This window comes from Lysobacter sp. Root76, assembly GCF_001428685.1.
GTDB lineage: Bacteria > Pseudomonadota > Gammaproteobacteria > Xanthomonadales > Xanthomonadaceae > Lysobacter.
The window spans coordinates 162995-187645 of sequence record NZ_LMIK01000005.1 but is presented as its reverse complement, the minus strand read 5'-3'; the positions used below and the strand labels follow the sequence as shown (position 1 = coordinate 187645).

General features: G+C 67.2%; 23 protein-coding genes and 1 pseudogene. 14 read left to right on the top strand and 10 right to left on the bottom strand.

The annotated features are described in order from the left end of the window. Window positions 1-77: 77 nt before the first annotated feature. From ASE10_RS08210 to ASE10_RS08200, 3 genes are read left to right on the top strand one after another with little or no spacing between them, the layout of a single operon-like run. Complete coding sequence (locus ASE10_RS08210; protein ID WP_055908449.1) at window positions 78-872, top strand: SDR family NAD(P)-dependent oxidoreductase; 795 nt, start codon at window positions 78-80, stop codon at window positions 870-872. Between the two features lie 13 nt (window positions 873-885). Next, window positions 886-1176 (top strand): putative quinol monooxygenase, encoded by a 291-nt coding sequence (locus ASE10_RS08205; protein WP_055907207.1) that lies wholly within the window; start codon window positions 886-888, stop codon window positions 1174-1176. Between the two features lie 47 nt (window positions 1177-1223). Next, entirely contained in the window at window positions 1224-2438 is a 1215-nt protein-coding gene (locus ASE10_RS08200) for an L-dopachrome tautomerase-related protein (protein WP_056304634.1), read from the top strand. 75 nt (window positions 2439-2513) lie between these two features. Here ASE10_RS08200 and ASE10_RS19580 read toward each other — a convergent pair whose 3' ends face one another. The 8 genes and pseudogenes from ASE10_RS19580 to ASE10_RS08175 form a co-directional block, all read right to left on the bottom strand. Continuing rightward, window positions 2514-2852, bottom strand: coding sequence for a carboxymuconolactone decarboxylase family protein (locus ASE10_RS19580; protein ID WP_235567557.1), 339 nt, complete (start codon window positions 2850-2852; stop codon window positions 2514-2516). Between the two features lie 103 nt (window positions 2853-2955). Next, window positions 2956-3078 carry a hypothetical protein gene (locus ASE10_RS21285; RefSeq protein ID WP_255355474.1) on the bottom strand — a complete coding sequence of 41 codons (123 nt, stop codon included), beginning with the start codon at window positions 3076-3078 and terminating at the stop codon, window positions 2956-2958. Between the two features lie 980 nt (window positions 3079-4058). Beyond that, window positions 4059-4331, bottom strand: a 273-nt coding sequence (locus tag ASE10_RS20980; protein WP_235565855.1) for a transposase, incomplete at its 3' end; no start/stop codon positions are given. 363 nt (window positions 4332-4694) lie between these two features. Next, complete coding sequence (locus ASE10_RS20975; RefSeq protein ID WP_157481133.1) at window positions 4695-6383, bottom strand: RHS repeat-associated core domain-containing protein; 1689 nt, start codon at window positions 6381-6383, stop codon at window positions 4695-4697. 44 nt (window positions 6384-6427) lie between these two features. After that, window positions 6428-7367, bottom strand: a pseudogene (locus ASE10_RS20970) (hypothetical protein); the annotation flags it as partial. A 31-nt stretch (window positions 7368-7398) separates the two neighbouring features. Then, window positions 7399-9522: DUF6531 domain-containing protein (locus tag ASE10_RS20090; protein WP_235567547.1), on the bottom strand; the 2124-nt coding region annotated here is incomplete at its 3' end. Window positions 9523-9727: 205 nt separating this feature from the next. After that, the gene (locus ASE10_RS08180) at window positions 9728-11074 is read right to left on the bottom strand and encodes an APC family permease (RefSeq protein ID WP_055905852.1); all 1347 of its coding nucleotides are present in this window, start codon (window positions 11072-11074) and stop codon (window positions 9728-9730) included. 276 nt (window positions 11075-11350) lie between these two features. Continuing rightward, window positions 11351-12244 carry a LysR family transcriptional regulator gene (locus ASE10_RS08175; RefSeq protein WP_055905849.1) on the bottom strand — a complete coding sequence of 298 codons (894 nt, stop codon included), beginning with the start codon at window positions 12242-12244 and terminating at the stop codon, window positions 11351-11353. A gap of 104 nt (window positions 12245-12348) precedes the next feature. Here ASE10_RS08175 and ASE10_RS08170 point away from each other — a divergent pair, with 104 nt between their 5' ends. The 5 genes from ASE10_RS08170 (at window position 12349) to ASE10_RS08150 (ending at window position 18302) form a co-directional block, all read left to right on the top strand. Beyond that, window positions 12349-13122 (top strand): glucose 1-dehydrogenase, encoded by a 774-nt coding sequence (locus tag ASE10_RS08170; protein ID WP_055905845.1) that lies wholly within the window; start codon window positions 12349-12351, stop codon window positions 13120-13122. Window positions 13123-13157: 35 nt separating this feature from the next. Then, window positions 13158-13472, top strand: a complete 315-nt coding sequence (locus ASE10_RS08165) for a putative quinol monooxygenase (RefSeq protein WP_055905842.1) — start codon at window positions 13158-13160, stop codon at window positions 13470-13472. A 27-nt stretch (window positions 13473-13499) separates the two neighbouring features. Continuing rightward, complete coding sequence (locus tag ASE10_RS08160; RefSeq protein WP_055905839.1) at window positions 13500-14492, top strand: aldo/keto reductase; 993 nt, start codon at window positions 13500-13502, stop codon at window positions 14490-14492. A gap of 853 nt (window positions 14493-15345) precedes the next feature. After that, window positions 15346-16656, top strand: coding sequence for an amidohydrolase (locus tag ASE10_RS08155; protein WP_055905753.1), 1311 nt, complete (start codon window positions 15346-15348; stop codon window positions 16654-16656). A gap of 329 nt (window positions 16657-16985) precedes the next feature. Beyond that, complete coding sequence (locus tag ASE10_RS08150; protein ID WP_056098297.1) at window positions 16986-18302, top strand: M20 family metallopeptidase; 1317 nt, start codon at window positions 16986-16988, stop codon at window positions 18300-18302. 320 nt (window positions 18303-18622) lie between these two features. Here the strand turns inward: ASE10_RS08150 and ASE10_RS08145 are convergent, their stop codons facing one another. Beyond that, window positions 18623-19261, bottom strand: a complete 639-nt coding sequence (locus ASE10_RS08145) for a glutathione S-transferase family protein (RefSeq protein ID WP_056306243.1) — start codon at window positions 19259-19261, stop codon at window positions 18623-18625. 110 nt (window positions 19262-19371) lie between these two features. Here ASE10_RS08145 and queF point away from each other — a divergent pair, with 110 nt between their 5' ends. From queF to ASE10_RS08130, 3 genes are all read left to right on the top strand, one after another. Then, complete coding sequence (queF, locus tag ASE10_RS08140; protein ID WP_056306241.1) at window positions 19372-20178, top strand: NADPH-dependent 7-cyano-7-deazaguanine reductase QueF; 807 nt, start codon at window positions 19372-19374, stop codon at window positions 20176-20178. A 92-nt stretch (window positions 20179-20270) separates the two neighbouring features. Beyond that, the gene (locus ASE10_RS08135) at window positions 20271-20588 is read left to right on the top strand and encodes a LysM peptidoglycan-binding domain-containing protein (protein ID WP_055905741.1); all 318 of its coding nucleotides are present in this window, start codon (window positions 20271-20273) and stop codon (window positions 20586-20588) included. Window positions 20589-20670: 82 nt separating this feature from the next. Beyond that, on the top strand, window positions 20671-21162 hold the full coding sequence (locus tag ASE10_RS08130; protein WP_055905738.1) for a hypothetical protein: 492 nt from the start codon (window positions 20671-20673) through the stop codon (window positions 21160-21162). 82 nt (window positions 21163-21244) lie between these two features. Here ASE10_RS08130 and ASE10_RS08125 read toward each other — a convergent pair whose 3' ends face one another. Next, a complete protein-coding gene (locus ASE10_RS08125; RefSeq protein ID WP_055905735.1) occupies window positions 21245-21625 on the bottom strand; it encodes a YchJ family protein in 381 nt (126 codons plus the stop codon). 115 nt (window positions 21626-21740) lie between these two features. On the opposite strand from ASE10_RS08125, the gene ASE10_RS08120 reads away from it, so the two are divergent. The 3 genes from ASE10_RS08120 (at window position 21741) to icd (ending at window position 24558) form a co-directional block, all read left to right on the top strand. Then, entirely contained in the window at window positions 21741-22454 is a 714-nt protein-coding gene (locus tag ASE10_RS08120; protein ID WP_055905732.1) for a UPF0149 family protein, read from the top strand. A 19-nt stretch (window positions 22455-22473) separates the two neighbouring features. Next, window positions 22474-22836, top strand: coding sequence for a YkgJ family cysteine cluster protein (locus tag ASE10_RS08115; protein ID WP_056098292.1), 363 nt, complete (start codon window positions 22474-22476; stop codon window positions 22834-22836). 393 nt (window positions 22837-23229) lie between these two features. Further along, window positions 23230-24558 carry an NADP-dependent isocitrate dehydrogenase gene (gene icd / locus ASE10_RS08110; RefSeq protein WP_056098291.1) on the top strand — a complete coding sequence of 443 codons (1329 nt, stop codon included), beginning with the start codon at window positions 23230-23232 and terminating at the stop codon, window positions 24556-24558. The last annotated feature ends 93 nt before the right edge of the window (window positions 24559-24651 follow it).

Sequence of the window (24651 nt, the reverse complement as noted above, 5' to 3'; positions counted from 1 at the left end):
CCCCACTCTTTCTACGCAGAGCGATGCGCACGTCCGTTCGCGCGGGCGCGCCGTCGGCTCGTCTCAAGGAAATCACCATGGACCTTCAACTCGCCGGCAAAACCGCTCTCGTGACCGGCGCCACCGCCGGCATCGGCCTGGCCATCGCCCGCACCCTGGCGCGCGAAGGCGTCGCCGTCACCCTGACCGGCCGCGACCCGGAAAAACTGCAGAACGCCGCCGCCGAGATCGCCAAGGGCGCACCCGACAGCCGCGTTGCCACGATCGTCGCCGATCTCGGCAGCGCCGAAGGCGCCGCTGCGCTGACCGCGGCGCAGCCGGACGCCGACATCCTGGTCAACAACCTCGGCTACTACGAAGCCAAGCCCTTCGCCGAGATCACCGATGCGGACTGGCTGCGCATGCTCGACGTCAACCTGATGTCGGGCGTGCGCCTGTCGCGGCATTACTTCCCACGCATGCTGCAGCGCAACTGGGGCCGGGTGATCTTCGTTTCCAGCGAGGTCGGCGCGTTCACGCCGCCGGACATGGTGCATTACGGCGTCAGCAAGTCGGCGCAGCTGGCGGTCTCGCGCGGCATGGCCGAGCTGACCAAGGGCACCGGCGTCACCGTCAACAGCGTGCTGCCGTCGGCCACGCGTTCCGACGGCATCGTCGAATACCTGCGCCAGACCGCGCCGCGTCCTGGCATGACCGACGCGGAGATCGAAGCGCACTTCTTCCAGACCTATCGCCCCAGTTCGCTGATCGCGCGAATGATCGAGGCCGACGAGATCGCGGCGATGGTCGCGTTGCTGGCCAGTCCGCTAGGCGCCGCATCCAACGGCGCGGCGGTTCGCGTCGAAGGCGGCACTTTCCGTTCGATCCTCTGAATCCGGAGCCATCATGTCCGACCTCATCGTCATCGCCATCGCGCAGGCCAAGCCCGGTTACGAAGCCGCGCTGGTCCAGGCGCAAGCCGAACTGGTCGCCGTCGTGCGCCAACTGCCCGGATGCATCAGCTACGAGTTGAACGAGTCCCTGGAGCAGCCGGGCCGGGTCGTATTCGTCGAACGCTGGCGCGACCGCGCTGCGTGGGAAACCCACATGCGCGGTCCGCACATGGACGCGTTCCGAAGCAAGGCCGGGTCGATGATCGGCGCGTTCGACCTGCTGCAGATGCGCCAGGTCGCCTGAGCCCGCCCGACTTCCAGCATCTCCTCCTTCCCTTACCGAACACGACCATGTCCAAGCGCCCCTGTCGTACGTCCGCCATCGCGATGGCGGCCCTGCTTTCCTTCGCAAACGCGGCCGGTGCGGCGGATGGGCCCTCCCTGGAACGCTGGCGCAGCTACGCTGGCGTGAGCTGGGATGCGCCGGACAACGGCAAGAACCCTGCGCCTTTCGCCGCGTCGGTCGACGCACCCATCGCCGGCATCCACTTCGATGCGCAAGGTGTCGCTTATGTGAGTACGCCGCGTCTGGTTTCCGCCGGGGCGCCGGCCACGCTGAGCATTCTGGACACCCGGGCCGAATCCGGTCCGGCACGGCTGACCGCGTTCCCGTCACACCCAGGCAACGCGGTGGAGGGCGCGCCGGAACGAAGTCTGCGCAATGTGCTCGGATTCCATGTCGATCGCAGGAACGGCTGGCTGTGGGCGCTGGACATGGGCTTCGTCGCAGGCGAAGCCGAGGCGCCGGCGGGCTCGCAGAAGGTGCTGGTGCTGGATCTGAAAACCGGCCGTACCGTCAAGCGCATCCCGTTGGATAGCGTCGCCGACCGCAAGGCCAGTTTTCTCAACGATATCGTCGTCGACGAGCGCCGTCGCATCGCCTACATCTCCGACAGCGGGTCGCGCAGTGCGCCGAATAACAAGGTCGGCCTGATCGTGGTCGACTACGCCAGCGCTACGGTCCGCCGCGTCCTCGATCGGCACCCGAGCCTGCAGATCGAACCGGGTGTGAAGGTCGTCGCGCATGGCGCCGACGTATGGCCGGGCAAGCCCTTGCTGATCGGCATCAACGGCATCGCACTCTCGCCGGACGCCAGGACGCTGTACTGGACGGTGACGACCGGAACGCGCATCCACGCGCTGCCGACGGCGATCCTGCGCAAAACCGGTTCCACCGACGAACAGATCGCCGCGACGATCCAGGACCTGGGCGCGGTGGGCGGCAACACCGACGGCATCGTGACCGACGCCCGAGGCGACCTCTACATCACCGACATCACCCGCAACGGCATCGTGAAGTACGACCACAGGACCCGATCGATGTCCTTGATCGCGTCCAACGAGGGCGTGCGCTGGCCCGATACGCCCGCCATCCAGCCCGGTGGCGATCTGATCTTCACCTCGAGCCGCCTCAACGACCACTTCGCAGGCTCCGTCCCGCTTGGGGAAGAACGCTACGAGTTGTGGCGCCTGCCGTTGAGCGGTCGTCAGAAGAAGGGCAATTGATCGGTCAAGATGCATCACCGAACCGATCGATGACAACGAAACACGCGGGCCGCAGGTTCACGAGTTTCATCGACGTCACTTGGAGGCCGTGCTTATGCGCGCGGCCTCGGCGCGGTCGGCCGCTTCGGTGCCGACGCGCTCACGCAGCACGGATACCACCTGCTGCAACTGTGCTTCTGCCAGGCCGACATTGCGGCTGATGCGCATATGGGACTGCATCTGAGGATCCACTCCCTGCAGCGCGGCAAGCGCGCCGACGGTGGCCAGCTCTCGGTCCTGCCAGCTGAGGTTATCGCGGGCGAAAGGCGAAGAATGGGAGGCGAAGAATGGGAGGCGAAGAATGGGGAGGCGAAGAATGGGACACCCACAGATATCCCATCGAATACTAACAGCCTGAGGGATCGCGAGATTCACAAAAGGTCGACGGATGCCCAGCCCCGTCACGCCACAGGTCCATTGCCCCTGGAGGGATAATTGTCAGCCCTTACTCGCGCGCTCCCCGCCATTTTCAGGCGTCTTAGGCGAGTTTGACCGCCAGACCCACACCTTTAAGCCAGCGCTGACCCAGTCGTTGCGCCAGTTCGATCAGATCCTGGGCTTCGCCGACCACACGCCAGTAGCCCGAGCCCACCGACCTCACCCGCTTCGTCCAGCGGCTTGGCTCCCTATCCAGACGAAGAATGGGACACCCACAGATATCCCATCGAATACTAACAGCCTGAGGGATCGCGAGATTCACAAAAGGTCGACGGATGCCCAGCCCCGTCACGCCACAGGTCCATTGCCTCTGGAGGGATAATTGTCAGCCCTTACTCGCGCGCTTCCCGCCATTTTCAGGCGCCTTAGGCGAGTTTGACCGCCAGACCCACACCTTTAAGCCAGCGCTGACCCAGTCGTTGCGCCAGTTCGATCAGATCCTGGGCTTCGCCGACCACACGCCAGTAGCCCGAGCCCACCGACCTCACCCGCTTCGTCCAGCGGCTTGGCTCCCTATCCAGCTTTACCAATACGCTCGGCGCGTCAGAGGGAATGGCGCCTYGCTTGTCCGGATGGACCTGCCGCCCGGTCCACTCCAGCAACGCCAAGTACTCACCCAACCGGATCGGCAAGCAGGCCACCTGCGAGCCGGCGACCGGGCGAAGCGCCGTCTCGGCGGAATCAGTGTTRAGCGCGCGCAACCGGAGGTGCGCGCTGGTGTGATGCGATTCCTGCAGTCCACTCGCGAGACCGGCGCGAATCGGATTCAGATCCACATAGGCCATAGCGGCCAACACGGCTCGATCGTCGCAAAGTACTTGCGCCTTGTAGCGGCCTTCCCAGAAGCGCCCTTTGCAGCCRTCCTCGGCGTTGGCCGCGCGGGCTATCGGCTCCGCCAGACAACGCATCAGCCAAGACAGGTYGCCCAAACGGGTACGGATCAACGATAGGCGAGCCGGATCGGCCAGTAGCGCGCTGCGCTTGCACTCGTGAGCGGCGAGAGTGTTCTCGCGAGGCGGAAACAACCGAACCCAACGTGCGGCCACTTCGGCATCCGCCCATTGCCTTGTCAAGCTCGGTTCCAATTGCACGACCAAATGCAGATGATTGCTCATCACCGCGTAGGCGTGAACGGCGATAGCNCACTTCGGCATCCGCCCATTGCCTTGTCAAGCTCGGTTCCAATTGCACGACCAAATGCAGATGATTGCTCATCACCGCGTAGGCGTGAACGGCGATAGCAAAGCATTCGGCCAGCAGCAGCAACCGCTGCTCAATCCAGTCCTTTCGATGCTCGTAGGACCGACCCGTGTAGCGGTCAATTCCGCACAGGAACGCGCGACGCACGCAGCATTGCACGCAATGGAAAGTGCCGGCTTGGCCGGGTGGAATCAGCGACGCGCGTGCCTGGGTCATGTCGCCAGCATCACGGCAATCCTATCCAAACACAGTCAGAAACTTCTGATAGGGGTGTAGGGCGGGTGCTGAATTGTGGGTGTCCTCGTTCCGTCTCTTCGTTCCGTCTCTCGGACCTGCGGGGTCCTCGATTTCCCTCATCACCCTGACTCATCCATCAAGGCCTTCGCACACGTGCAATAAGCGCGCAAACAACGGAATAAGCAAGTAGCTCCAGAACAAGCATTTTAGGATTAAAGGCAAGATCCATTAAAGTGACACTGCCTGTAATTAGCGACAACAGCGCAAGCACGCCCGTTGAAATAACCACAAGCTTCACAGAAATCCATAGCACGCCAAACATTTATCGCTACCCGCTAACGACTAATTTCTACATTCAGTGCAATCGTAAATCTCAGACGAGATGACGACGCTTGCACCAAAATATGCTCCTGCGGAAAAATCAAAGCCATAGGCGGGGCCGCCACAAAACCCATCTGAATAAGCATTACCCAAAGTGAACTTTGAACAGCCACCCCCTCCTCCGACAACGATTGCCGCGCTAATCATCGCGAATACGCCATTGAATACTTGTGGATCAGCGACATCGTTCCAATCGTGCATCTGAACTGACGAGCCCGTCCCAGTTAATTTTGCACCTATCCCTGCGGCAACAGACGAAGCAAATACTTTCACGCGGGCACTTCGGCCGCCTACGCAATCAGACACCAAATCGAAGAGGAAGAAGCCTGCCCCCACCCCCTCGATGGCAGAGACGCCCATCATGCTTCCCTTCCAAATTACCTTTAAGCCGTACGGATCAAATGCATTGAGCGGGGATTGATGTGCGTATCCAAATGTACTCAAGCCCCCGCGTAAACCTATTGGATCACTCTCAACATACTTTCCTGTCAATGCTTCATAGTCACGAAAGTAATTGTAGCTAAGTCCGCTTGTGGTGTCGTGACGCTGCCCGGGAAACCGCAGGTCGAATACAAACGCGGTGCCGTTGTTGTCAGGATCCTGATTCGGGATGCTGTCGCCAAACGCTTCGTTGCCTAGCTGCCACGCCCAGACAGACTTCTCCGCCACCGGGTCGATCACGTTGCGCGGCGTGCCCAGGTGATCGGCCTGGACGTAGTGCAGCTTGTTCGTATCAATCACGCCGATCGGCAGGTCGTTTAGCCAGATGACCTCCTGGATGCGATTGCCGGTGTGGTCGTACACACCGACGGTATGCCCGGCCTCGTCGTAGCTGGCATAGGTCTGGCTGGTGGACGTGGTGGTCGGGTAACGCCGCGTCTGCTCGCCCCTGCCGTTATAGGCGTAATTCATCACCGCATTGCCGCCCTGCTTCACCTGCCCCATGCGGTTGGCGGCGGTGTAGACGTATTCCTGGGCGGTGCCGCCGACGGCGGTGGTGTTGCCGGTGGCGTCGTAGCTGCGCGCGGTGGCGCCGATCTGCGACAGCCGATGGCTGGTGCTCGGGTAGGTATAGGTCTGCGTGACGCTCGCATCGGTCTTGCTGGTGCGGTTGCCGGTGGCGTCGTAGGTGTAGCCCTGCAGCAGCGCGTTGGTGGCGCCGTCGCGGGTTTCGGTCAGGCGGCCGAGCTTGTCGTAGGCGTAGGCGCGCAGCGGCGGCTCGGACTGGTCGCCCTTGCGCAGCTTGATCAGGTTGCCGACGGCGTCGAACTCGTAGCCCAGCGACAGGCCGTCCGGCCCGACGTCCTCGATCACGCCGGGTTGGTAGTTCTGGTTGTGGGTGCGCTTGAGGCGGCGGCCGTCGCCGTACTCCAGTTCGGCGGCGGGGCCGAAGGGGTAGTAGGTGACGCTGGTCAGCAGCACCTGCGGACTTTGGCCGGGCTGGGTGACCGTGACGCCGCTGGGCTGGCCCAGGGCGTTGTAGGTGTAATCGGCTCGCGTGCCGCTGGGATAGGTCACCGACGCCAGCTGGTTGGCCAGGGTGTAGCCGTAGACCAGGGTGAACACCTGCCCGTTGGTGGTCTGGACCTTGCGCGCCACGTTGCCGCGGCGGTCGTAGCAGTAGCGGGTGTTGCCGCTGCCGTCGTCCATGCGGGTCAGGCGGCCGACGCTGAAGGTCTCGCCGGTTTGGCAGNCCACGTTGCCGCGGCGGTCGTAGCAGTAGCGGGTGTTGCCGCTGCCGTCGTCCATGCGGGTCAGGCGGCCGACGCTGAAGGTCTCGCCGGTTTGGCAGACGGCCTGGGCGGTGTCGTAGGTGTAGCCGACGTTGAGCGTGGTGTCGCTGTAGGCGATGCCGACGACGCGGTTGAGGGCGTCGTAGCTGTAGGTCGCGGTTTCGTTGCGGGCGTCGGTCTGGGTCTTGCGGTTGCCGGCGCTGTCGTAGCCGTAGCCGGTGACGCCGGTGTCCGGACTGGTCAGCTGGGTCAGATCGCCCAGGCCGTTGTACTGGTACTGGGTGTTCAGGCCCTTGGGGTCGGTGACCTGGGTCAGGCGGTCCAGCGCGTCGTACTGGAACTGGGTCTGGGCGTTGATGCCGGCGGTGTCCTGCAGGGTCTGCACCAGGCGGCCCAGCGGGTCGTAGTTGTTGTCGGTGACCGTGCTTAGCGCATCGGTGGTGGTGTCGAGGTTGCCGGCCGCGTCGTAGACGTAGCCGGTGGCGTGGTTGTAGGCGTCCTTGCCGGTCTGCAGCTGGCCGAGCTGGTTGTAGACGCGCGACAGGGTACGCAGCAACACGCCGCCGCTGTCTTTGGTGTCTTCCTTGGTGCGCTGGCCGGCGTTATCCAGGGTGTAGACGATCTGGTTGCCGGTGTTGTCGGTGACCGTGGTCAAACGATGTGCGGCGTCGTAGCCGAACGTGGTGTAGCTGCCGTCGGGCTGGGTGATTTTGCTGACCAGACCGGTGGGCGTGTATTCGTAGCGGGTGATCGCATCGTCGGTTTCGACACCGGCGTTGGGGCCGCGGATCTTCTGCGCGGTCAGCCAACCACGGGGGTGGTATTCCATGTCGGTGACGACACCGTTGGCGTCCTTGACCGACAGCGGGCGGCCGGCGCCGTCGAAGGCCAGGGTCTCCACGATCTGACCCAATGCGTTGGTGACCTTCCANGGTTTCGACACCGGCGTTGGGGCCGCGGATCTTCTGCGCGGTCAGCCAACCACGCGGGTGGTACTCCAGGTCGGTGACGACACCGTTGGCGTCCTTGACCGACAGCGGGCGGCCGGCGCCGTCGAAGGCCAGGGTCTCCACGATCTGACCCAATGCGTTGGTGACCTTCCACAGGTCGCCCTTGCGGTGCGGGCAAGTGGTCGGGGCGCTAGCGCAGCTGGCGTCGTCGCTGGCGTAATAGGTGAACGTGGTGATGTCGGCGACGTCGGTGCGCGGGCCGTTGATCGAGGTCACCAAGCCCAGCAGCGGACAGGTGCCGGCGGTGATGTCGGTCTGTTCGCAGTAGGTGGTGGTGCTGGTGCGGGTGGTGGTAGGCGTCGCCGGGTCGATCGCGGTCGACGTGAGCGCCTGGCCGCGAGCGTTGTAGGTCCAGGCGGTCTTGCCAACCAGGGCATTGGCCGCGTTGTAGCTGCGGCGTTCAGTCGGTACGCGCAACGCTGCGTGCCAATCGGTTTCGATGGTTCTCTTGGCCGATGCGTTGTTCGCCGAATCCACGCGACGGGTTTGCAAGCCGCGCGCGTCGTGGTCGTAGTCGGTGGTGACGCCCGCCGTGTCCGTGAGGACGTTGGCATAGCCATTGCCATCCAACGTGACCGAGCGCGTACCCACGCCGCCCACGCAGGCCGGGCAAGGCTCCTGCACGGACGTCAGTCTGGGCACCTGGAATGCCTGAGTGAACGCGTACGTCCTGCTGGCGCCATTGGCATCGACCACGGTCGCATTGCCGCCGCCGTTGTAGGTCACGGTGACTTTATCCACCCCGCCCGCATGCTCGGTCGAGGTCGCATTGCCAGAGTAGTCGTAAGAGAAGCTGGCATAGCGAACGCCGTCTTCGCCGACGATTCCGGTAAGCGAGTAGTACAGATAGCTGTTTCCGCTCAGGCCGGTCTCGTTGTAGAGATAGGTGCGGGTCTTGCCATCGGCGTCGACGCGGGTGGATAGGTTGCCGCGCGTGTCGTAGGTGTAGCGGATCACGCCGCCCACGGGGTCGGTCACGGTGGTAACGCGATTGTCGGCGTCGTAGGTAATCTGCAACGAGCGCCCGTTCGCGTCGGTGACGGCAATGAGCAGCCCCGGGTACCGGGCCACGGTAGCCGAGGTGTACTGGTCGCTGTAGGTCAGCGTTTGGGTGAAGCCGTCGCGGTTGGTGACGAGCTTGAGCTTACCGTCGACGCCGTACAGCTCGACCTCGTCGTTGGACGTGACGTACTTCCAGCCGGACACGTTGCCCGAACCATCGCGCAGGCGGTAGAGCCGATCGCTCACATCGGCCGATGTCACACCGGCATCGGCGACGATGGCGAAGAAGTAGGCTTTGCCGTCGCGACGGGTCACGATGACGTCGTCGGGGCTGGCGCCGGGCAGCACGGCGCGGTCGTAGTTGCCCACCCAGTAGCCGAAGAAGCTGGTCGTGTAGGGGCCGAACAGACTGTTATAGGTGCGGACGAACTCGAGCGGAAACGCACCAGAGCCGGTGTAGTCGACTTCCGTCTGCATCTTGTTGGCCACGCCGACATTGATCGGATTGCCGACGAAGCCGCTCAGTGTGGGAGCGCCCACGCAGCAGCCCAGGTTCTTGGGGCTGATCAGCGGCCGCGGCCGCTCGCACTGGCCGGTGCCATTCAGGGTGAACGCAATCGGACAGGATCCCCAGCGGCTGCCGCCATTGGCCGAATGCAGGACGGTGGTGGAACCGTCCGCCGCCTGCATGGTGTAGTCCCACCGCTGGTGACGTCCTACCGATTCGGGCCAAACGTTGTAGGTCAAGGTTTCCGGAGCGGCGGGCGCCGCCGTGCCGCTGACGAAGCCGTAGACGTTCTTGAACGACCGGATCGACCAGGCGATATCGTCCGGATAGTTGCTGAAACCCTTCGCATAGCTCTGCGACGAAGCACAGGTATAGGGCGGATAGCTACCTGCCCCGTCGTCCCCCCGCACATGGCACCAGGCGCTGTACTGCACCGGAACGCAGTCCGCGCCTATCGCGCAAGCAGCCTGCGCCGCGGCAAACGGAGACGTCATCAGCACCAGCCCCAAGACCCACCACGCTTTAAGCGAGCGCATGCGCTTTTCCCCGACTACGCACCTCAATGTGCGACGACATCATCGGCAATCCGCGTCTCAGGGTTCAAGACAGCGCCAAGCACTTTTAGCGACGCACGTCGAACCGCCAATTGCAGTCAATCGATGAATTTCGCAAGTCGTGATGGCGGTTCCGACTTTTGGTGGGAGAGCGCGGCGTTGGAGCTCGCCGGCGCGATAGCCGGACTTAGCCAGCGCGGCCCCGCCAAACGCGCAGCCCCGCATACACCAGCATTAACAACGCCAGCGACGCGGCGATCGCGCCCCACTCGCGCGAAGTCAGAGTGGCCAGGATCGCCACCATCGTGAGCACCGCGATCAGCGGCACCGTCGCACCGCCCGGCAGCACGAAAGGTTCGCCGCGTGCGCGCAGGTCCATGCGCTGCGCGCGCCAGGCGGCGATGGAGACGGCGGCGAAGACCAGGCAGATCGCGCCGCCGGAGATCAGGGCCAGGGTTTCGAAGCTGCCGGCCATGGCCAGGGCGGCGCCGATCGTGGCGTGGGTGGCCAGAGCGAGGTGCGGGACGCGGTGGACGGCATCGACCCGACCGTAGGCGTGCGGCAGGTAGCCGTCGCGGCCCAGGGCGAACAGCAGGCGTGAGGACGCGAACAGATTGCCCATCAGGAAGCCGGTCATCGATACGCAGGCGGTGATCAGCAGCAGGGCGCGGCGCGGGGCCCAGATCGCGCCGGCGGCGTCGGCGATCGGTGCGCCGCTGCGCGCGAGCGCGGCGCCGAGCGTGCCTTGGCAAACCACTTGCAGGCCGATGTAGAGCAGCACGACGATCGCGATCGCCGACAAGGTCGCGCGCGGCACATGACGCGAGGGGTCGCGCACTTCGCCGGTGGGCACCAGCGCGGTTTCCATGCCCGAATAAGCGAACACCACCAGCACCATCGCGCTGCCAAGCGCGCTCCAGGAGCCGATGCCGTCCCAGCCCACGTGCTGCCAGTCGACGAACAACAGGCCGAACGAGGCCAGCAGGAACAGCGGCGTGAGTTTCAAGGTCGCCAGCAGCACGATCATGCGCGCGCCCAGGCGCACGCCGAAGGCGTTGAGCGCGAACAGGCTGGCGTACACGGCGAAGATCAGCAGCGCGCGCGGCAGCGGTTGCGCGAAGCTCGGCCAGGCCTGCGCGACTTGTCCCGCGAGCGCAGCGGCGACGCCGGCGCTGGAGGCGACATTGCAGATCCACATCAAGGCGCCAGCGATGAAACCGGCGAACGCGCCGTAGGCCGCACCGACGTAGGTATAGGGCCCGCCGGTGGCGGCGGCGCGGCTGCCGACGGCCGAGAAGCACATCGCGATCGGCACGATCGCGACCGCACCGGCGATGAAGGCCAGCGGCGCCGCATTGGCCAGACGCGAGGCCAGCAGCGCCGGCAGCATGAAGATGCCCGCGCCGACGATGATATTGATGATCGAGGCGCCGAGTTGGAACGGCCCCAGCGCGCGCACCAGTGCGGCGTCGCCCTGCAGCGCGGTCGGCTGCGCAGGAGCGGACCCGTCGGCAGGCGTGGCGGCTGTGCTCATGGCGGAGGTCCCCGGAGACTGCGTCGCAGCCTCGCACGCTCGGCGCGCAAAGGCGAGGCGTATGGCCCCGCAACAGCGGAGTAAGCCGCGATCCGGGTCGCAGGTATCGCCACGGCGCGATACATGACGGCGCGGATCGCGACTTACCCCGCGGCTGCGCGGCCGGGGGACGGCTACACCCTAGTCCGGTCGGCTTGGCGCATGAATCCGGGATTCCACTCAGGCGGCGGCAGGTATTTCCCGGTCTCGGTCAGCTGTTTCGGTCAGCTGTTTCGGTCAGCTGCTCTGACACATGAAATCGACGAAGGCGCGCAGCTTCGGCGCCAGCTGCCGACGCGCCGGGTAGTAGATGTAGAAGCCGGGGAAGGAGGGCGTGTACTGCTCCAGCACCGGGATCAGGCGGCCGGCGACGATGTCGTCGGCGACGATGGTGTCGAACAGCTGCGCCAGCCCCAGCCCGGCCAGGACCGGCCCGTGCGCCAGCGTGCTGTCGTTGAAGATCAGGCGGCCGCCGACGTCGACTTCGAAATCGCGGCCGGCGCGGTTGAACTCCCAGGCCAGCAGGCGGCCGCTGCCGGGCAGGCGCTGGCGGACGCAGTCGTGATGGATCAGGTCTTCGGGCACGCGCGGGCTGCCGTGGCGGGCGTAGTAGTCGGGCGCGCCGACCACGAGCATGCGCTGCGGCCCGCCCAGCGGCTGGGCCACCATGTCGCGCGCCAGGCACTCGCCCAGGCGGATGCCGGCGTCGAAACCGCCGGCGACCAGGTCGGCCAGGGTGTCGTCGGCGAACAGTTCCACCTGCACGTCGGGATAGCGCGCCAGGAACGCCGGCAGGCGCGACTGGACCAGGGTGCGGATGGCGATACGGCCGGCGTTGATGCGCAGGCGCCCGGTGGGGCGGTCGCGCACCGCGTCGAGGTCGTCGAAGGCGGCGTCGATCTGCTCCAGCCCCGGCGCGACCTGGGCCAGGAAACGCGCGCCGTGCTCGGTCAGGCCGACCCGGCGGGTGGTGCGGTTGAGCAGGCGCACGCCGAGGTGTTCTTCCAGGGTGCGCACGGTCTGCGACAGCGCCGAGGGCGAGACGTCGAGCTCGGCGGCGGCGCGGGTGAAGCTGCCGAGCCGGGCGACGCGCGCGAAGGCGATCACGGCGGGGAGCGGGTGCGCGGCCATTGTGAAGCCCTCCTTCAAGACTCGTTCGGATAATCCCTATTTTTCGCCTAGTCGGCCAGTCCTAAAGTCGCCTCCGTGGTTCTTCCCCTACCCGGAGCACTCCCATGCAAGCCTCTACCCCTGGTTTCGGTCTGCGCGACAAGGTCGTACTGGTCACCGGCGCCTCGTCCGGCATCGGCGCGGCCACCGCACGCGCTTTCGCCCGCGAGGGCGCGATCGTGCTCGCCGCCGCGCGCCGTGCCGCCGAGGGCGAGGCGGTCGCCGAATCGATCCGCGCCGAAGGCGGCCGCGCCCGCTTCCTGCAGGCCGACGTCACCCGCGAGGACGACATCCGCCGCCTGGTCGAGACCGCCGTGGCCGACTACGGCCGACTCGACGTCGCCTTCAACAACGCCGGCACCGACGGCCGCTTCGCCCCGTTCGTGGAACAGGACGATGCCAACTACGAGTACGTGATGAACACCAACGTGCGCAGCGTGTTCTGGAGCATGAAGCACCAGATCGCGGCGATGCTGCGCAGCGGCGGCGGCGCGATCGTCAACAACGCCTCGATGGGCGCGCTGATCGGCTTCCAGAACGCGGCCGTCTACATCGCCAGCAAGCACGCGGTGATGGGGCTGACCAAAACCGCGGCGCTGGAATATTTCCCGCGCGGCATCCGGGTCAACGCGGTACTGCCAGGCATCATCGACACCCCGTTCCAGGACCGCGTCTGGGGCGACGAGGCCGCCAAGCAGGCCTTCGCCAACGCCACCGTCGCCGGCCGCAGCGGCACGGCCGAGGAAGTCGCCGGCGCGGCACTGTTCCTGGCGTCCGGGCAAGCCAGCTTCTTCAGCGGCCAGGGCCTGGTCATGGACGGCGGCTACGTCACCCAGTGATCGCCGCCGCATCGGTATCTTCCAAGGAACCCGCCATGAACCAAGACGCCTCCGCCTTCACCCTGATCGCCGAACTCCAGGCCAGTCCCGGCCTGGGCGATACCTTGCAACGCGAACTGCAGGCGCTGATCGCGCCGACCCTGCGCGAACCGGGCTGCCAGGGCTACAGCCTGCACCGCTCCAGCGACGATGCCGACCTGTTGCTGATTTACGAGCACTGGCGTTCGCGCGCCGCGCTCGATGCGCATCTGGCCATGCCCTACCTGCGCGAGTTCTTCGCGCGCACGCCGCAGCTGCTGTCCGAGCCGGTGCGGATGCGCTATTTCGCGGCGGCGCTGCCGGCCGCCTGATCCTTCTCTCCCCCACGGAGCACCGCCATGAACACCCGTACCCTCGGCCCTCAGGGCCCCCGCGTTTCCGCACTCGGCCTGGGCTGCATGGGCATGAGCTTCGCCTACGGCCCCGCCGACGAAGACGAAGCCATCGCCACCTTGCACCGCGCGCTCGATCTGGGCGTGACCTTCCTCGACACCGCCGACATGTACGGCCCCTACAGCAACGAGCAGTTGCTCGGCCGCGCCTTGCAGGGCCAGCGCGACCAGGTGTTCCTGGCGAGCAAGTTCGGCATCGTGTTCGACCCCGAACACCCCGAGCGGCGCGGCGTGAACGGCCGTCCCGAGTACGTGCGCGCCAGCGTCGAAGGCAGCCTGCAGCGCCTGGGCACCGATCGCATCGATCTGTACTACCAGCATCGCGTCGATCCGAACGTGCCGATCGAGGAAACGATCGGCGCGATGGCCGATCTGGTCGCGCAGGGCAAGGTGCGTTACCTGGGCCTGTCGGAAGCGTCGGCGGCGACGCTGGAACGCGCGCATGCGGTGCATCCGATCACCGCGCTGCAAAGCGAATACTCGTTGTGGACGCGCGATATCGAAAGCAACGGCGTGCAGGAGACCTGCAAACGCCTCGGCATCGGCTTCGTGCCCTACAGCCCGCTGGGCCGCGGCTTCCTGACCGGCCGGATCACCGCTGCCGCCGATCTGCAGAGCGACGATTTCCGCCTGCAGACGCCGCGCTTCCAGGGCGACAACCTCAGCCGCAACCTGGCCCTGGTCGAGACGGTGCAGAACCTGGCCGCCGGCAAGGGCTGCACGCCCGCGCAACTGGCGCTGGCCTGGGTGCTGGCGCAGGGCGAGCACATCGTGCCGATCCCGGGCACCAAGCGCCGCAAGTACCTGGAGGACAACGTCGGCGCCTTGGCGGTGCGGTTGGATGCGGGCGATCTGGCCGCGCTCGACGATGCGTTCGCGCCCGGTAGCGTTGCGGGCGATCGGTATTCGCAGGCCGGCATGGCGCTTATCGGCGGCTGAGCGGAGGTGTTGCGAAGCCGCTGCCGGCATCGGCGGCGGTTTCGTATTCGCTGCGTCGTCGCAGTTTTGGGGTAGGAGCGGCTGCATCGGCAGGTGCGTGCACTCGGCCTTGGGGTAGGAGCGGCGTGAGCCGCGACCTGCGCCATGGCCGAAGATTCGCGATCGCGGCTTACGCCGCTCCTACAGAAAGCGGTGGCGCCAGCAGGTGCGTGCGCTCGGCCTTGGGGTAGGAGCGGCGTGAGCCGCGACCTGCGTCGTGGCCGAAGATTCGCGGTCGCGGCTTACGCCGCTCCTACAGAAGGCGGCGACGCCGGCAGGTGTGAGCGGNGGGGTAGGAGCGGCGTGAGCCGCGACCTGCGTCGTGGCCGAAGATTCGCGGTCGCGGCTTACGCCGCTCCTACAGAAGGCGGCGACGCCGGCAGGTGTGAGCGGTCGGCCTTGGGGTAGGAGCGGCGTGAGCCGCGACCTGCGTCGTGGCCGAAGATTCGCGGTCGCGGCTTACGCCGCTCCTACAGAAGGCGGCGACGCCGGCAGGTGTGAGCGGTCGGCCTTGGGGTAGGAGCGGCGTGAGCCGCGACCTGCGTCGTGGCCGAAGATTCGCGGTCGCGGCTTACGCCGCTCCTACAGAAAGCGGTGGCGTCGGCAGGTGCGTGCGCTCGGCCTTGGGGTAGGAGCGGCGTGAGCCGCGACCTGCGTCATGGCCGAAGATTCGTGATCGCGGCTTACGCCGCTCCTACAGAAGGCGGCGGCGGCGGCAGGTGCGTGCGTTCGGCCTGCGGTCGATATCACCGATCGTCCACCGGCGTGGCGCTGACCTGGTCTAGGATCGGACTCCCGCCTACGGAACCGATGCATGCGCCTGCCCGCCTCCCTGATCGCCAGCGCCCTGCTCGCGACCGCCACCGCCGCGAGCGCGCAGACCGCGCCCGCCGATCTCGACCGTGCCGCTGGCGCCGTGCAGGCCGATGTCGTGCGCTGGCGCCGCGATCTGCACCAGCATCCGGAACTGGGCAACAATGAGGTCCGCACGGCGAAGTTGATCGCCGACCAGCTGCGCCGGATCGGGCTGGAACCCAAGACCGGGATCGCCCATACCGGCGTGGTCGCGGTGCTCAAGGGCGGCCGGCCGGGGCCGCGGATCGCGATTCGCGCCGACATGGACGCGCTGCCGGTGACCGAGCCGGCCGGGCTGGCGTTCGCCTCCAAGGTCACCACGACATACCGCGGCCAGCCGGTCGGCGTGATGCACGCCTGCGGCCACGACGCCCATGTCGCGATCCTGCTCGGCGTGGCCAGCGCGCTGGCCGCACAGAAGGCGACCTTGCCGGGCGAGGTGATGTTCGTGTTCCAGCCGTCCGAGGAAGGCCCGCCGAACCCGGGCGAGCCGTTCGGCGCGGCGCTGATGCTCAGCGAAGGCGTGTTCCGCGACTTCAAGCCCGAGGCGGTGTTCGGCCTGCACGTCTGGGCCGGCCTGCCGGTCGGCCGCATCGGCGTGCGTCCGGGCCCGTCGCTGGCCAGCGCCGACGAATGGAGCCTGACCGTACGCGGCAAACAGACCCACGGTTCGCGGCCCTGGGACGGAGTCGATCCGATCACCGTCGGCGCGCAGATCCTGCTCGCCTCGCAGAGCATGATCGCGCGCCAGATCAACATCGCCGCGACGCCGGTGGTGCTGACCGCGGGCCAGTTCAACAGCGGCGTGCGCTTCAACATCATTCCCGACGAAGCCAAGCTGGTCGGCACCCTGCGCACCTTCGACGCGGCGGTGCGCGAAGACGTGATCGCACGCTTCCGCCGCACCGCCGAGGATCTGGCCCACGCCAGCGGCGCCAGCGCCCAGCTCGACGTGGTCAACAATGCGCCGGCCACCGTCAACGACCTGGCCCTGACCCGGCGCGTGCGGCCTTCGCTGCAGCGCGCGGTCGGCGAGGCCAACGTGGTCGAGATGCCGATGGTGACCGTGGCCGAGGACTTCTCGCAGTTCGCCAATGCGGTGCCGGGCGTGTACTTCTTCGTCGGCTCGACCGCCCAGGGCGTGGACCCGGCCCAGGCGCCGATCAACCACTCGCCGCAGTTCATGCTGGACGAGGGCGCGCTGGATGTCGGCACGCGAGCGATGCTGCAGCTGGCGCTGGATTATCTGGGTGACGCGCCGCAGGGTTGAGTCTTCGGCTTTGGAGCGGGGCGGCGCGAGCTGCGACCACGTCGCAGCCGAAGTTGCGCGGTCGCGGCTTACGCCGCTCCTACAGAAAGCGGTGGCGGCGGCAGGTGTGCGGTCGGCTTTGGGGTAGGAGCGGCGTGAGCCGCGACCTGCGTCGTGGCCGGAGGTTCGCGATCGCGGCTTACGCCGCTCCTACAGAGAGCGGTGGCGGCGGGCGCGGCGGGCGGGATCGGCATCGATCTTGTTGCGGCGCGGTGCGAATCGACCAAGGTCGGGCAGCCCCGCGGGTAGCCCATCGGCTAGCATCGGGACTTTCCTTCCGGAGTCCGTCGATGAAGCGTCCGCTGTCCGTCGCCTTGAGCTGCGCCCTGCTCGCCCTGCCGCTGGCCGCCACGGCGCAATCGGCGCAACGTCCAGAGGTGCAGGCCGCGGCGGCCAAGGTGAAGGACCAGGTGGTCGCCTGGCGGCGCGACTTCCACCAGCACCCCGAGTTGTCCAACCGCGAGGAACGCACCGCGGCCAAAGTCGCCGAGCACCTGCGCGCGCTGGGCCTGAAGCCGCGCGTCGGCATCGCCCATCATGGCGTGGTCGCGATCATCCAGGGCGGCAAGCCCGGGCCCAAGGTCGCCCTGCGCGCCGACATGGACGCGCTGCCGGTGACCGAGCAGGTCGACCTGCCGTTCGCGTCCAAGGTCACCACCCAGTTCAACGGCCAGACCACCGGCGTGATGCACGCCTGCGGCCACGACGCCCATACCGGCATCCTGCTCGGCGTCGCCGATGCGCTGGTGGCGATGAAGGACGAGCTGCCGGGCCAGGTGATGCTGGTGTTCCAGCCGTCGGAGGAAGGCGCGCCCGGCAACGAGGAGGGCGGCGCCTCGCTGATGCTCAAGGACGGCCTGTTCAAGGACTTCAAGCCCGACGCCATGTTCGGCCTGCACGTATTCTCGACCCTGCAGGCCGGCCAGATCGGCGTGCGCCAGGGCCCGCTGATGGCGGCTTCGGACCGTTTCAGCATCAAGATCAAGGGCCGCCAGACCCATGGCTCGCGGCCCTGGGGCGGCATCGATCCGATCGTCGCCGCGGCCGACGTGATCGGCACCTCGCAGACCATCGTCAGCCGCCGCACCGACATCGCCAAGTTGCCGGCGGTGGTGACCTTCGGCGCGATCAAGGGCGGCATCCGCTACAACATCATTCCCGACGAAGTGGAAATGGTCGGCACCATCCGCACCTTCGACGAAGGCATGCGCGCGAAGATCTTCGCCGACCTGAAGAACGTCGCCGAGCACGTCAGCGCCGCGCACGGCGCGACCGCGGTGTCGGCGGTGCCCGACAGCGAAGGCAACCCGGTCACCTACAACGACCCGGCCCTGACCGCGCGCATGCTGCCCAGCCTCAAGGCCGTTGCCGGCGACGCCAACGTGGTCGAGCCCTCGCTGCAGATGGGCGCGGAGGATTTCTCCTACTACGCCAAGGAAGTGCCGGCGATGTTCTTCTTCGTCGGCTCGACCGAGCAGGGCGTGGACCCGGTGACCGCGCCGAGCAACCATTCGCCGCAGTTCAAGCTCGACGAGTCGTCGCTGGACCTGGGCTTGCGCGCGCTGTTGCAGGTGACCTTGGATTATCTGCATCAGCCGAAGGGTTGAGGACGCGTTGCCGATGGAGCGAGAGCTGCGCCGTCGCCTTGGGGTAGGAGCGGCGTGAGCCGCGACCTGCGCCGTTGCCGAACCGGCGCGGTCGCGACTCACGTCGCTCCCACAGAAAGCTGCGCCGTCGCCTTGGGGTAGGAGCGGCGTGAGCCGCGACCTGCGCCGTCGCCGGAGTGGCGTGATCGCGACTCACGTCGCTCCAGCAGAAAGCTGCGCCGTCGCCTTTGGGGTAGGAGCGGCGTGAGCCGCGACCTGCGCCGTTGCCGGAGTGGCGTGGTCGCGACTCACGTCGCTCCTACCCCACGGCTGCGCGACGCTTACAATTCCTTCGAGGAATGCGGATCGATCTCGTACGGATACCGCTGGGCCAGATGCCCCGGCTGACTCTGTACGCGATCGACCCAGGCACGGAACTGCGGGTAGGGCGCCAGCTCGATACCCGCGTCCTCCGCGCGGCTCGCATAGGCGTACAAGGCGATGTCGGCGATGGTGTAGTCCTCGCCGGCCGCGAACGGACGCAGGGCGAATTCCGATTCCAGGATCTTGAGCGCCCGCAAGGCCGCGCCGCGCTTGGCGTCGATCAAGGCCGGGTGGCGCTGCGGCAGCTTGCCGGTCAGGGTCCAGTAGCGCAGCGAGCCGATGACCGGCTCCACGTACTGCTGCTCGAACGACAGCCACTGCCGCACCTTGGCCTGGGCGAAGGCGTCGCCGGGCAGATAGGGCGAGCCCTGGGCGAGGTAGTCGAGGATCGCGTTGGACTCGGCCAGCGCGCGTCCGTCTTCGAGTTCGATCGCCGGCACCGCGCCGGTCGGGTTGATGCGGTGGTAGTCGTCGCGGCGGCCCTCGCCTTCGAAGATGCTGACGATGCGGGTGCGATAGGGCCGCTGCAGGTGCTGCAGCAGCTGGCGGATCTTCCAGCCGTTCTGCGAGGGCAGGTAGTCGTAGAGAGTGAGCATGGTCGGGCTTCCGGGAGGCGATGGGGCCAGTCTCGGCCAGCGCCCACGGCCGCGATATCCGTTTCTTGCCTTGGGGCGGGCTCTGCGCGGCAAGCGGGTAAAATGCCCGCATGACCCAGGAACTCCCTCTCGGCCGCCACGTCGACTACCCGCGCGAGTACGACCCCGCGCTCCTGTTCCCGATCGCGCGCGCGCTCGGCCGCTCGCAGATCGGCCTGTCCGACGGCGCCCTGCCCTTCGTCGGCCTGGACCGCTGGCACGCCTACGAACTGAGCTGGCTGGACGCGCGCGGCAAGCCGCACATGGCCACTGCGACCCTGACCGTGCCGGCCGACTCGCCCCATCTGATCGAGTCCAAGTCGCTCAAGCTCTACCTCAACTCCTACAACGCCTCGCGTTTCGACGACGCCGAAACGGTGCGTGCGCGCATCGCCGCCGATCTGAGCCAGGCCGCCGGCGCCGGGGTCGAGGTCGCCTTCGGCCTGCCGCCGATGCGCGACTCCGCGGCCGAATCGCTGGACGGGCTGGAGGTGGCGATCGACGACTACGGCCCGCCCAACGCCGCTCATCTGGCCGCCGACCCGGCCATGGTCGTCGAAGAGACCCTGTCCAGCGCCCTGCTCAAGTCCAACTGCCCGGTCACCGGCCAGCCCGACTGGGCGCGCGTGGACATCGCCTACCGCGGCCCGCGCCTGGACCGCGCCGGGCTGCTGCGCTACCTGGTCTCGTTCCGCGACCACGCCGAGTTCCACGAGCAATGCGTCGAGCGGATCTTCGCCGACCTGCTCCGCGCGGCGGCCCCGCAGGCCCTGTCGGTGGAGGCGCGCTACACCCGCCGCGGCGGCCTGGACATCAATCCCTGGCGGGCCACGGCAGGCTTTTCGCGCCCGGCGGCACAACGCGACGAACGCCAGTAGGCCCCCGCCCCGGCGTTCACACGGGCGCAATATGTTCTTAACAACTGCCGTGTCATCGTGCTTCCGCCAATTCGGCAGGAGCACGCAAACCCATGACTACCCCGGATAAGAAAGCCGATTTCTCCGACGTGCAAAGCAGCGTCGACAGCACCGAGCAGGTAACCCAGCGGGCTGACTTCAGCGACGTCCAATCCTCGGTCAGCTCCACCGAAGACATTACGTCGTCGACGGCGCCCTCGGACCAGACCTACACGGTGGAAAAAGGCGACACGCTGTCGCACATCGCCAAGCAGTTCTACGGCAAGGCGAACAAGTGGAACGCGATCTTCGAAGCCAATCGCGACCAGCTCGACGATCCCGACAAGATCAAGCCCGGACAGGTGCTGAAGATCCCCGCGATCAACGATTGACCCTCAACGATCCGATCCGCCGGGGCCCTCGCGCTCCGGACGCGCCCGAATGCTTGTTCGCACCTATTCCAGGAGAAACACCATGATGATCCGCAATCGCACGCACTACGCTCTGGCCGCTGCCCTGGTGGCCTCGCTGGCCCTGGCCGGCTGCAAGAAGAAGGAAGAACCCGTCGCCGTGACCCCGCCGCCGGCCGCCGAGCCGGTCGCGCCGGCTCCGGCGCCCGTCGCCGCGACCGCCAGCGTCGCCAGCGTCGACCTGGGCAGCGCCGTGGGCGCCGACAAGAAGGTCACCGCCCCGGCGACCACCTTCAAGCCGAAGGACACGATCTACGTCGCGATCTCCACCAACACCTCCGATCCGGCCGCGACCGTGCCGGCGAAGCTGGGCGCGAAGTGGACCTTCCAGGACGGCCAGACCGTGAAGGACGACAGCGCCGACGCGCAGCTGATGGGCCCCGGCGTGACCAACTTCAGCATCAACAGCCCGAAGGGCTTCCCGACCGGCAAGTACAAGGTCGAGGTGTCGCTGGACGGCGCCGTGGTCCAGTCCAAGGACTTCGAAGTCAAGTAACTCTCTCCCCGCCTGGTGGGCGGGCAAGCCCGGGCGCGGTTCGATCAGGACCGCGCCCTTTTTTTGTCCGCGGCTTGCGCGATCAGCCGCCGGGGAACTCGCCGTCCAGGTAATACCAGCGGCCGTCCTCGCGCAGGAAACGGCTGCGCTCGTGCAATCGCACCGCCGAGGCGCCGCCGACCTTGTAGCGGGCCACGAACTCGACCATGCCGGTATCGCCCTGCGCGCCGTGCCGCTTCACCTCCAGCCCCAGCCAGCGGGTCGCCGCCGGATCGCCCAGTTCCAGCGCCTGCGGTCGCGTGCTCGGGTGCCAGGTCGCCAGCAGGTAGTCGTGCAGGCCCAGCACGTAGGCGCTGTAGCGCGAGCGCATCAGCGCCCGCGGATCGGCGGCCGGCGCGCCCGCGTGCAGGGGGCCGCAGCAGTCGGCGTACGGGCGTGCGGGGTCGCAGGGACAGGCGGTCATGGGACGGTTTCCGGGGTGGCGGGGCGGCGAAAACGCCGGCCGGGAAGCGAATTCTCGGCGAGCGCACGCCGCTGCGACTACCATGCGCGTCCCGGACCCCACCGTGCGACCTGCCATGAAACCGCCCGCCTACCTCGACGACGCCCAGATCGAACGCCTCGCCGACCTGCTCGACCAACGCGCCGTTCCGTTCAAGGGCTTCAATCTCGAGGCGCTGGACGGCTTCCTGTCGGCGCTGGTGGTCGCGCCCGAGACCGTGCCGGCGCCCGAATGGCAGCCCGTGGTCTGGGGAGGCAATCCGCCGCGCTGGAGCAACGAGGCCGAAGCGCTGGAGATCGACGCCCTGCTGCTGGGTCACTGGAACATGGCCTCCGCGCGCGTGCGCCACAACGACGACGACCTGCCCGACCACCTCGCGCCGCTGCTGTGGCTGCCCGAGGACGTCGAAGTCGACCAGGGCGACGACCTCGACGTCGGCCGCGACTGGGCCTTCGGCTTCTTCCGCGGCGTCGAATTGCGCGAAGCCGCGTGGGAAGCCTGGCTGGACGAGAACGAGTGGATCGACGAGATCTTCGTGCTGTTCGACCGCCTCGCCAGCGGCGAAGTGCTGGGCGAAGACCCGGAAGCGCCGGGCACGCCGATCAGTTACCGCGAGCGCCTGGAGATCGTTTCCAGCCTGCCCGGCATGCTCGCCGACCTGCACCACCACCGCATCGAAGCGCTGACCCCGCGCGAACCGCTGCGCCGCGTGGAAACGCCGGACCGCAACGCCGCCTGCCCTTGCGGCAGCGGCAAGAAATACAAGAAGTGCTGCGGGGCCGCCGCCTAAGCCGGAGCGAACCCGCCGCATGCGGCCCCATCCCTGCCTGAGCTGCGGCGCCTGCTGCGCCCACTACCGCGTCGCCTTCCACTGGAGCGAGACCGACGCCTGCAGCGCCGACGGCACGCCCGCGGCGCTGACCGAAGCCGTCGATCCGCACCGGGTCGCGATGCGCGGCACCTACGCCGGCGCGATCCGCTGCACCGCGCTGCGCGGCGAGGTCGGCCGCGACGCCCACTGCACGATCTACGCGCAACGGCCCTCGCCCTGCCGCGAACTGCACGCGGCCTGGGAAGACGGACGGCCTAGCCCGCAGTGCGACAAGGCGCGGGCGGCGTATGGATTGGCGCCGTTGGCGCCGGAGACGTGGGCGTCGGCGAGCGAGGCGTGACCTCGCAATCGCCGCATCGCTGCTCCTTTAGAACGACCGCTGCGGGATTCACGCCCAAGCCGCGCTTTGGGGGAACTGCGTGAACCGCGACCAACGTCATCGCCGTAGTCGCGCGATCGCGGCTTACGCCGCTCCCACAGGAGGCGGTGGCGTTCCCGTCACCTGCACGGCGGCCTTTGCGCGACGAACCGCCCGGCGCCCCAAGTCGCGCTGCCTGCGTGCGGGCCCGGAAAACATCATTCCATCTCGACCGCGCCCGATAGCCCGTCGGCCTTTGCCACACCCCGCCCGAACCGCGACAATGGCGGGCCGGATCGCAGCACCGTCGCGACCCGCCAGAACCCTGCTTCGCCCCTGCGCCCGCGCACGGGACTGGCCCCACTGGAGATCGTAATGACCGAGTTCGTAGCGACGCCGCCCGCTGGCGGCGCCAAGATCACCAAGACCCCGACCGGCCTGAACGTGCCGGACCGCCCGATCGTCCCCTTCATCGAAGGCGACGGCACCGGCCCGGACATCTGGCGCGCCTCGGTGCGCGTGCTCGACGCAGCCGTGGCCAAGGCCTACGGCGGCCAGAAGAAGATCGAGTGGCTCGAAGTCTATGCCGGCGAGAAGGCCAACAACACCTACGGCACCTGGCTGCCCGACGGCACCGTGCAGGCCTGCCGCGATTACCTGGTCAGCATCAAGGGCCCGCTGACCACGCCGGTCGGCGGCGGCATCCGCTCGCTCAACGTCGCGCTGCGCCAGATGCTCGACCTGTACGTCTGCCTGCGCCCGGTGCGCTGGTTCGAAGGCGTGCCCTCGCCGGTCAAGAAGCCGGGCGACGTCGACATGGTGATCTTCCGCGAGAACACCGAGGACATCTACGCCGGTATCGAATGGGCCGGCGGCAGCAAGGACGCGCAGAAGGTGCTGGACTTCCTGCAGAAGGAATTCCCGCAGGCCTTCGACAAGATCCGTTTCGGCACCGCCGACAAGAACGGCGCCTGGCTGAAGGAACTCGAAGCCATCGGCGCGCCGGCGCGCGAGCTGCCGGTCGAAGTCGGCCTGGGCATCAAGCCGGTCAGCCGTCTGGGGACCGAGCGCCTGGTCCATAGCGCGATCTCCTACGCGATCGAGAACAAGCGCAAGTCGGTGACCCTGGTCCACAAGGGCAACATCATGAAGTACACCGAAGGTGGCTTCCGTGATTGGGGCTACCAGGTGGCGCGCGACTTCTTCGGCGCGGTCGAGCTCGACGGCGGTCCCTGGCACGTGATTCCGGAAGGCAAGCCGGGCGCGGGCCTGGTCATCAAGGACGCCATCGCCGACGCCTTCCTGCAGCAGATCCTGCTGCGTCCGAAGGAGTACGACGTCTCGGCGACGCTGAACCTCAACGGCGACTACCTGTCCGACGCGCTCGCCGCGCAGGTCGGCGGCATCGGCATCGCGCCGGGCGCCAACATCAACTACGTCACCGGCCATGCCGTGTTCGAGGCGACCCACGGCACCGCGCCGAAGTATGCCGACCTGGACAAGGTCAACCCGGGCTCGGTGATCCTGTCGGGCGAAATGATGCTGCGCTACATGGGTTGGACCGAAGCCGCCGACGCGATCATCGCGGCGATGGACAAGGCCATCGCCAGCAAGCGCGTCACCTACGATTTCGCCCGCCTGATGGACGGCGCGACCGAGGTAAAGTGCTCGGAGTTCGCCGACGAGATCATCAAGCATCTCTGAGGCGACGACGTTCGCATCGGTACACGACAAAGGGCGCTTCGGCGCCCTTTGTTTTTGGAGCGCTGCCGCGCCGCGCGTTCAGCCAGGTGAAAT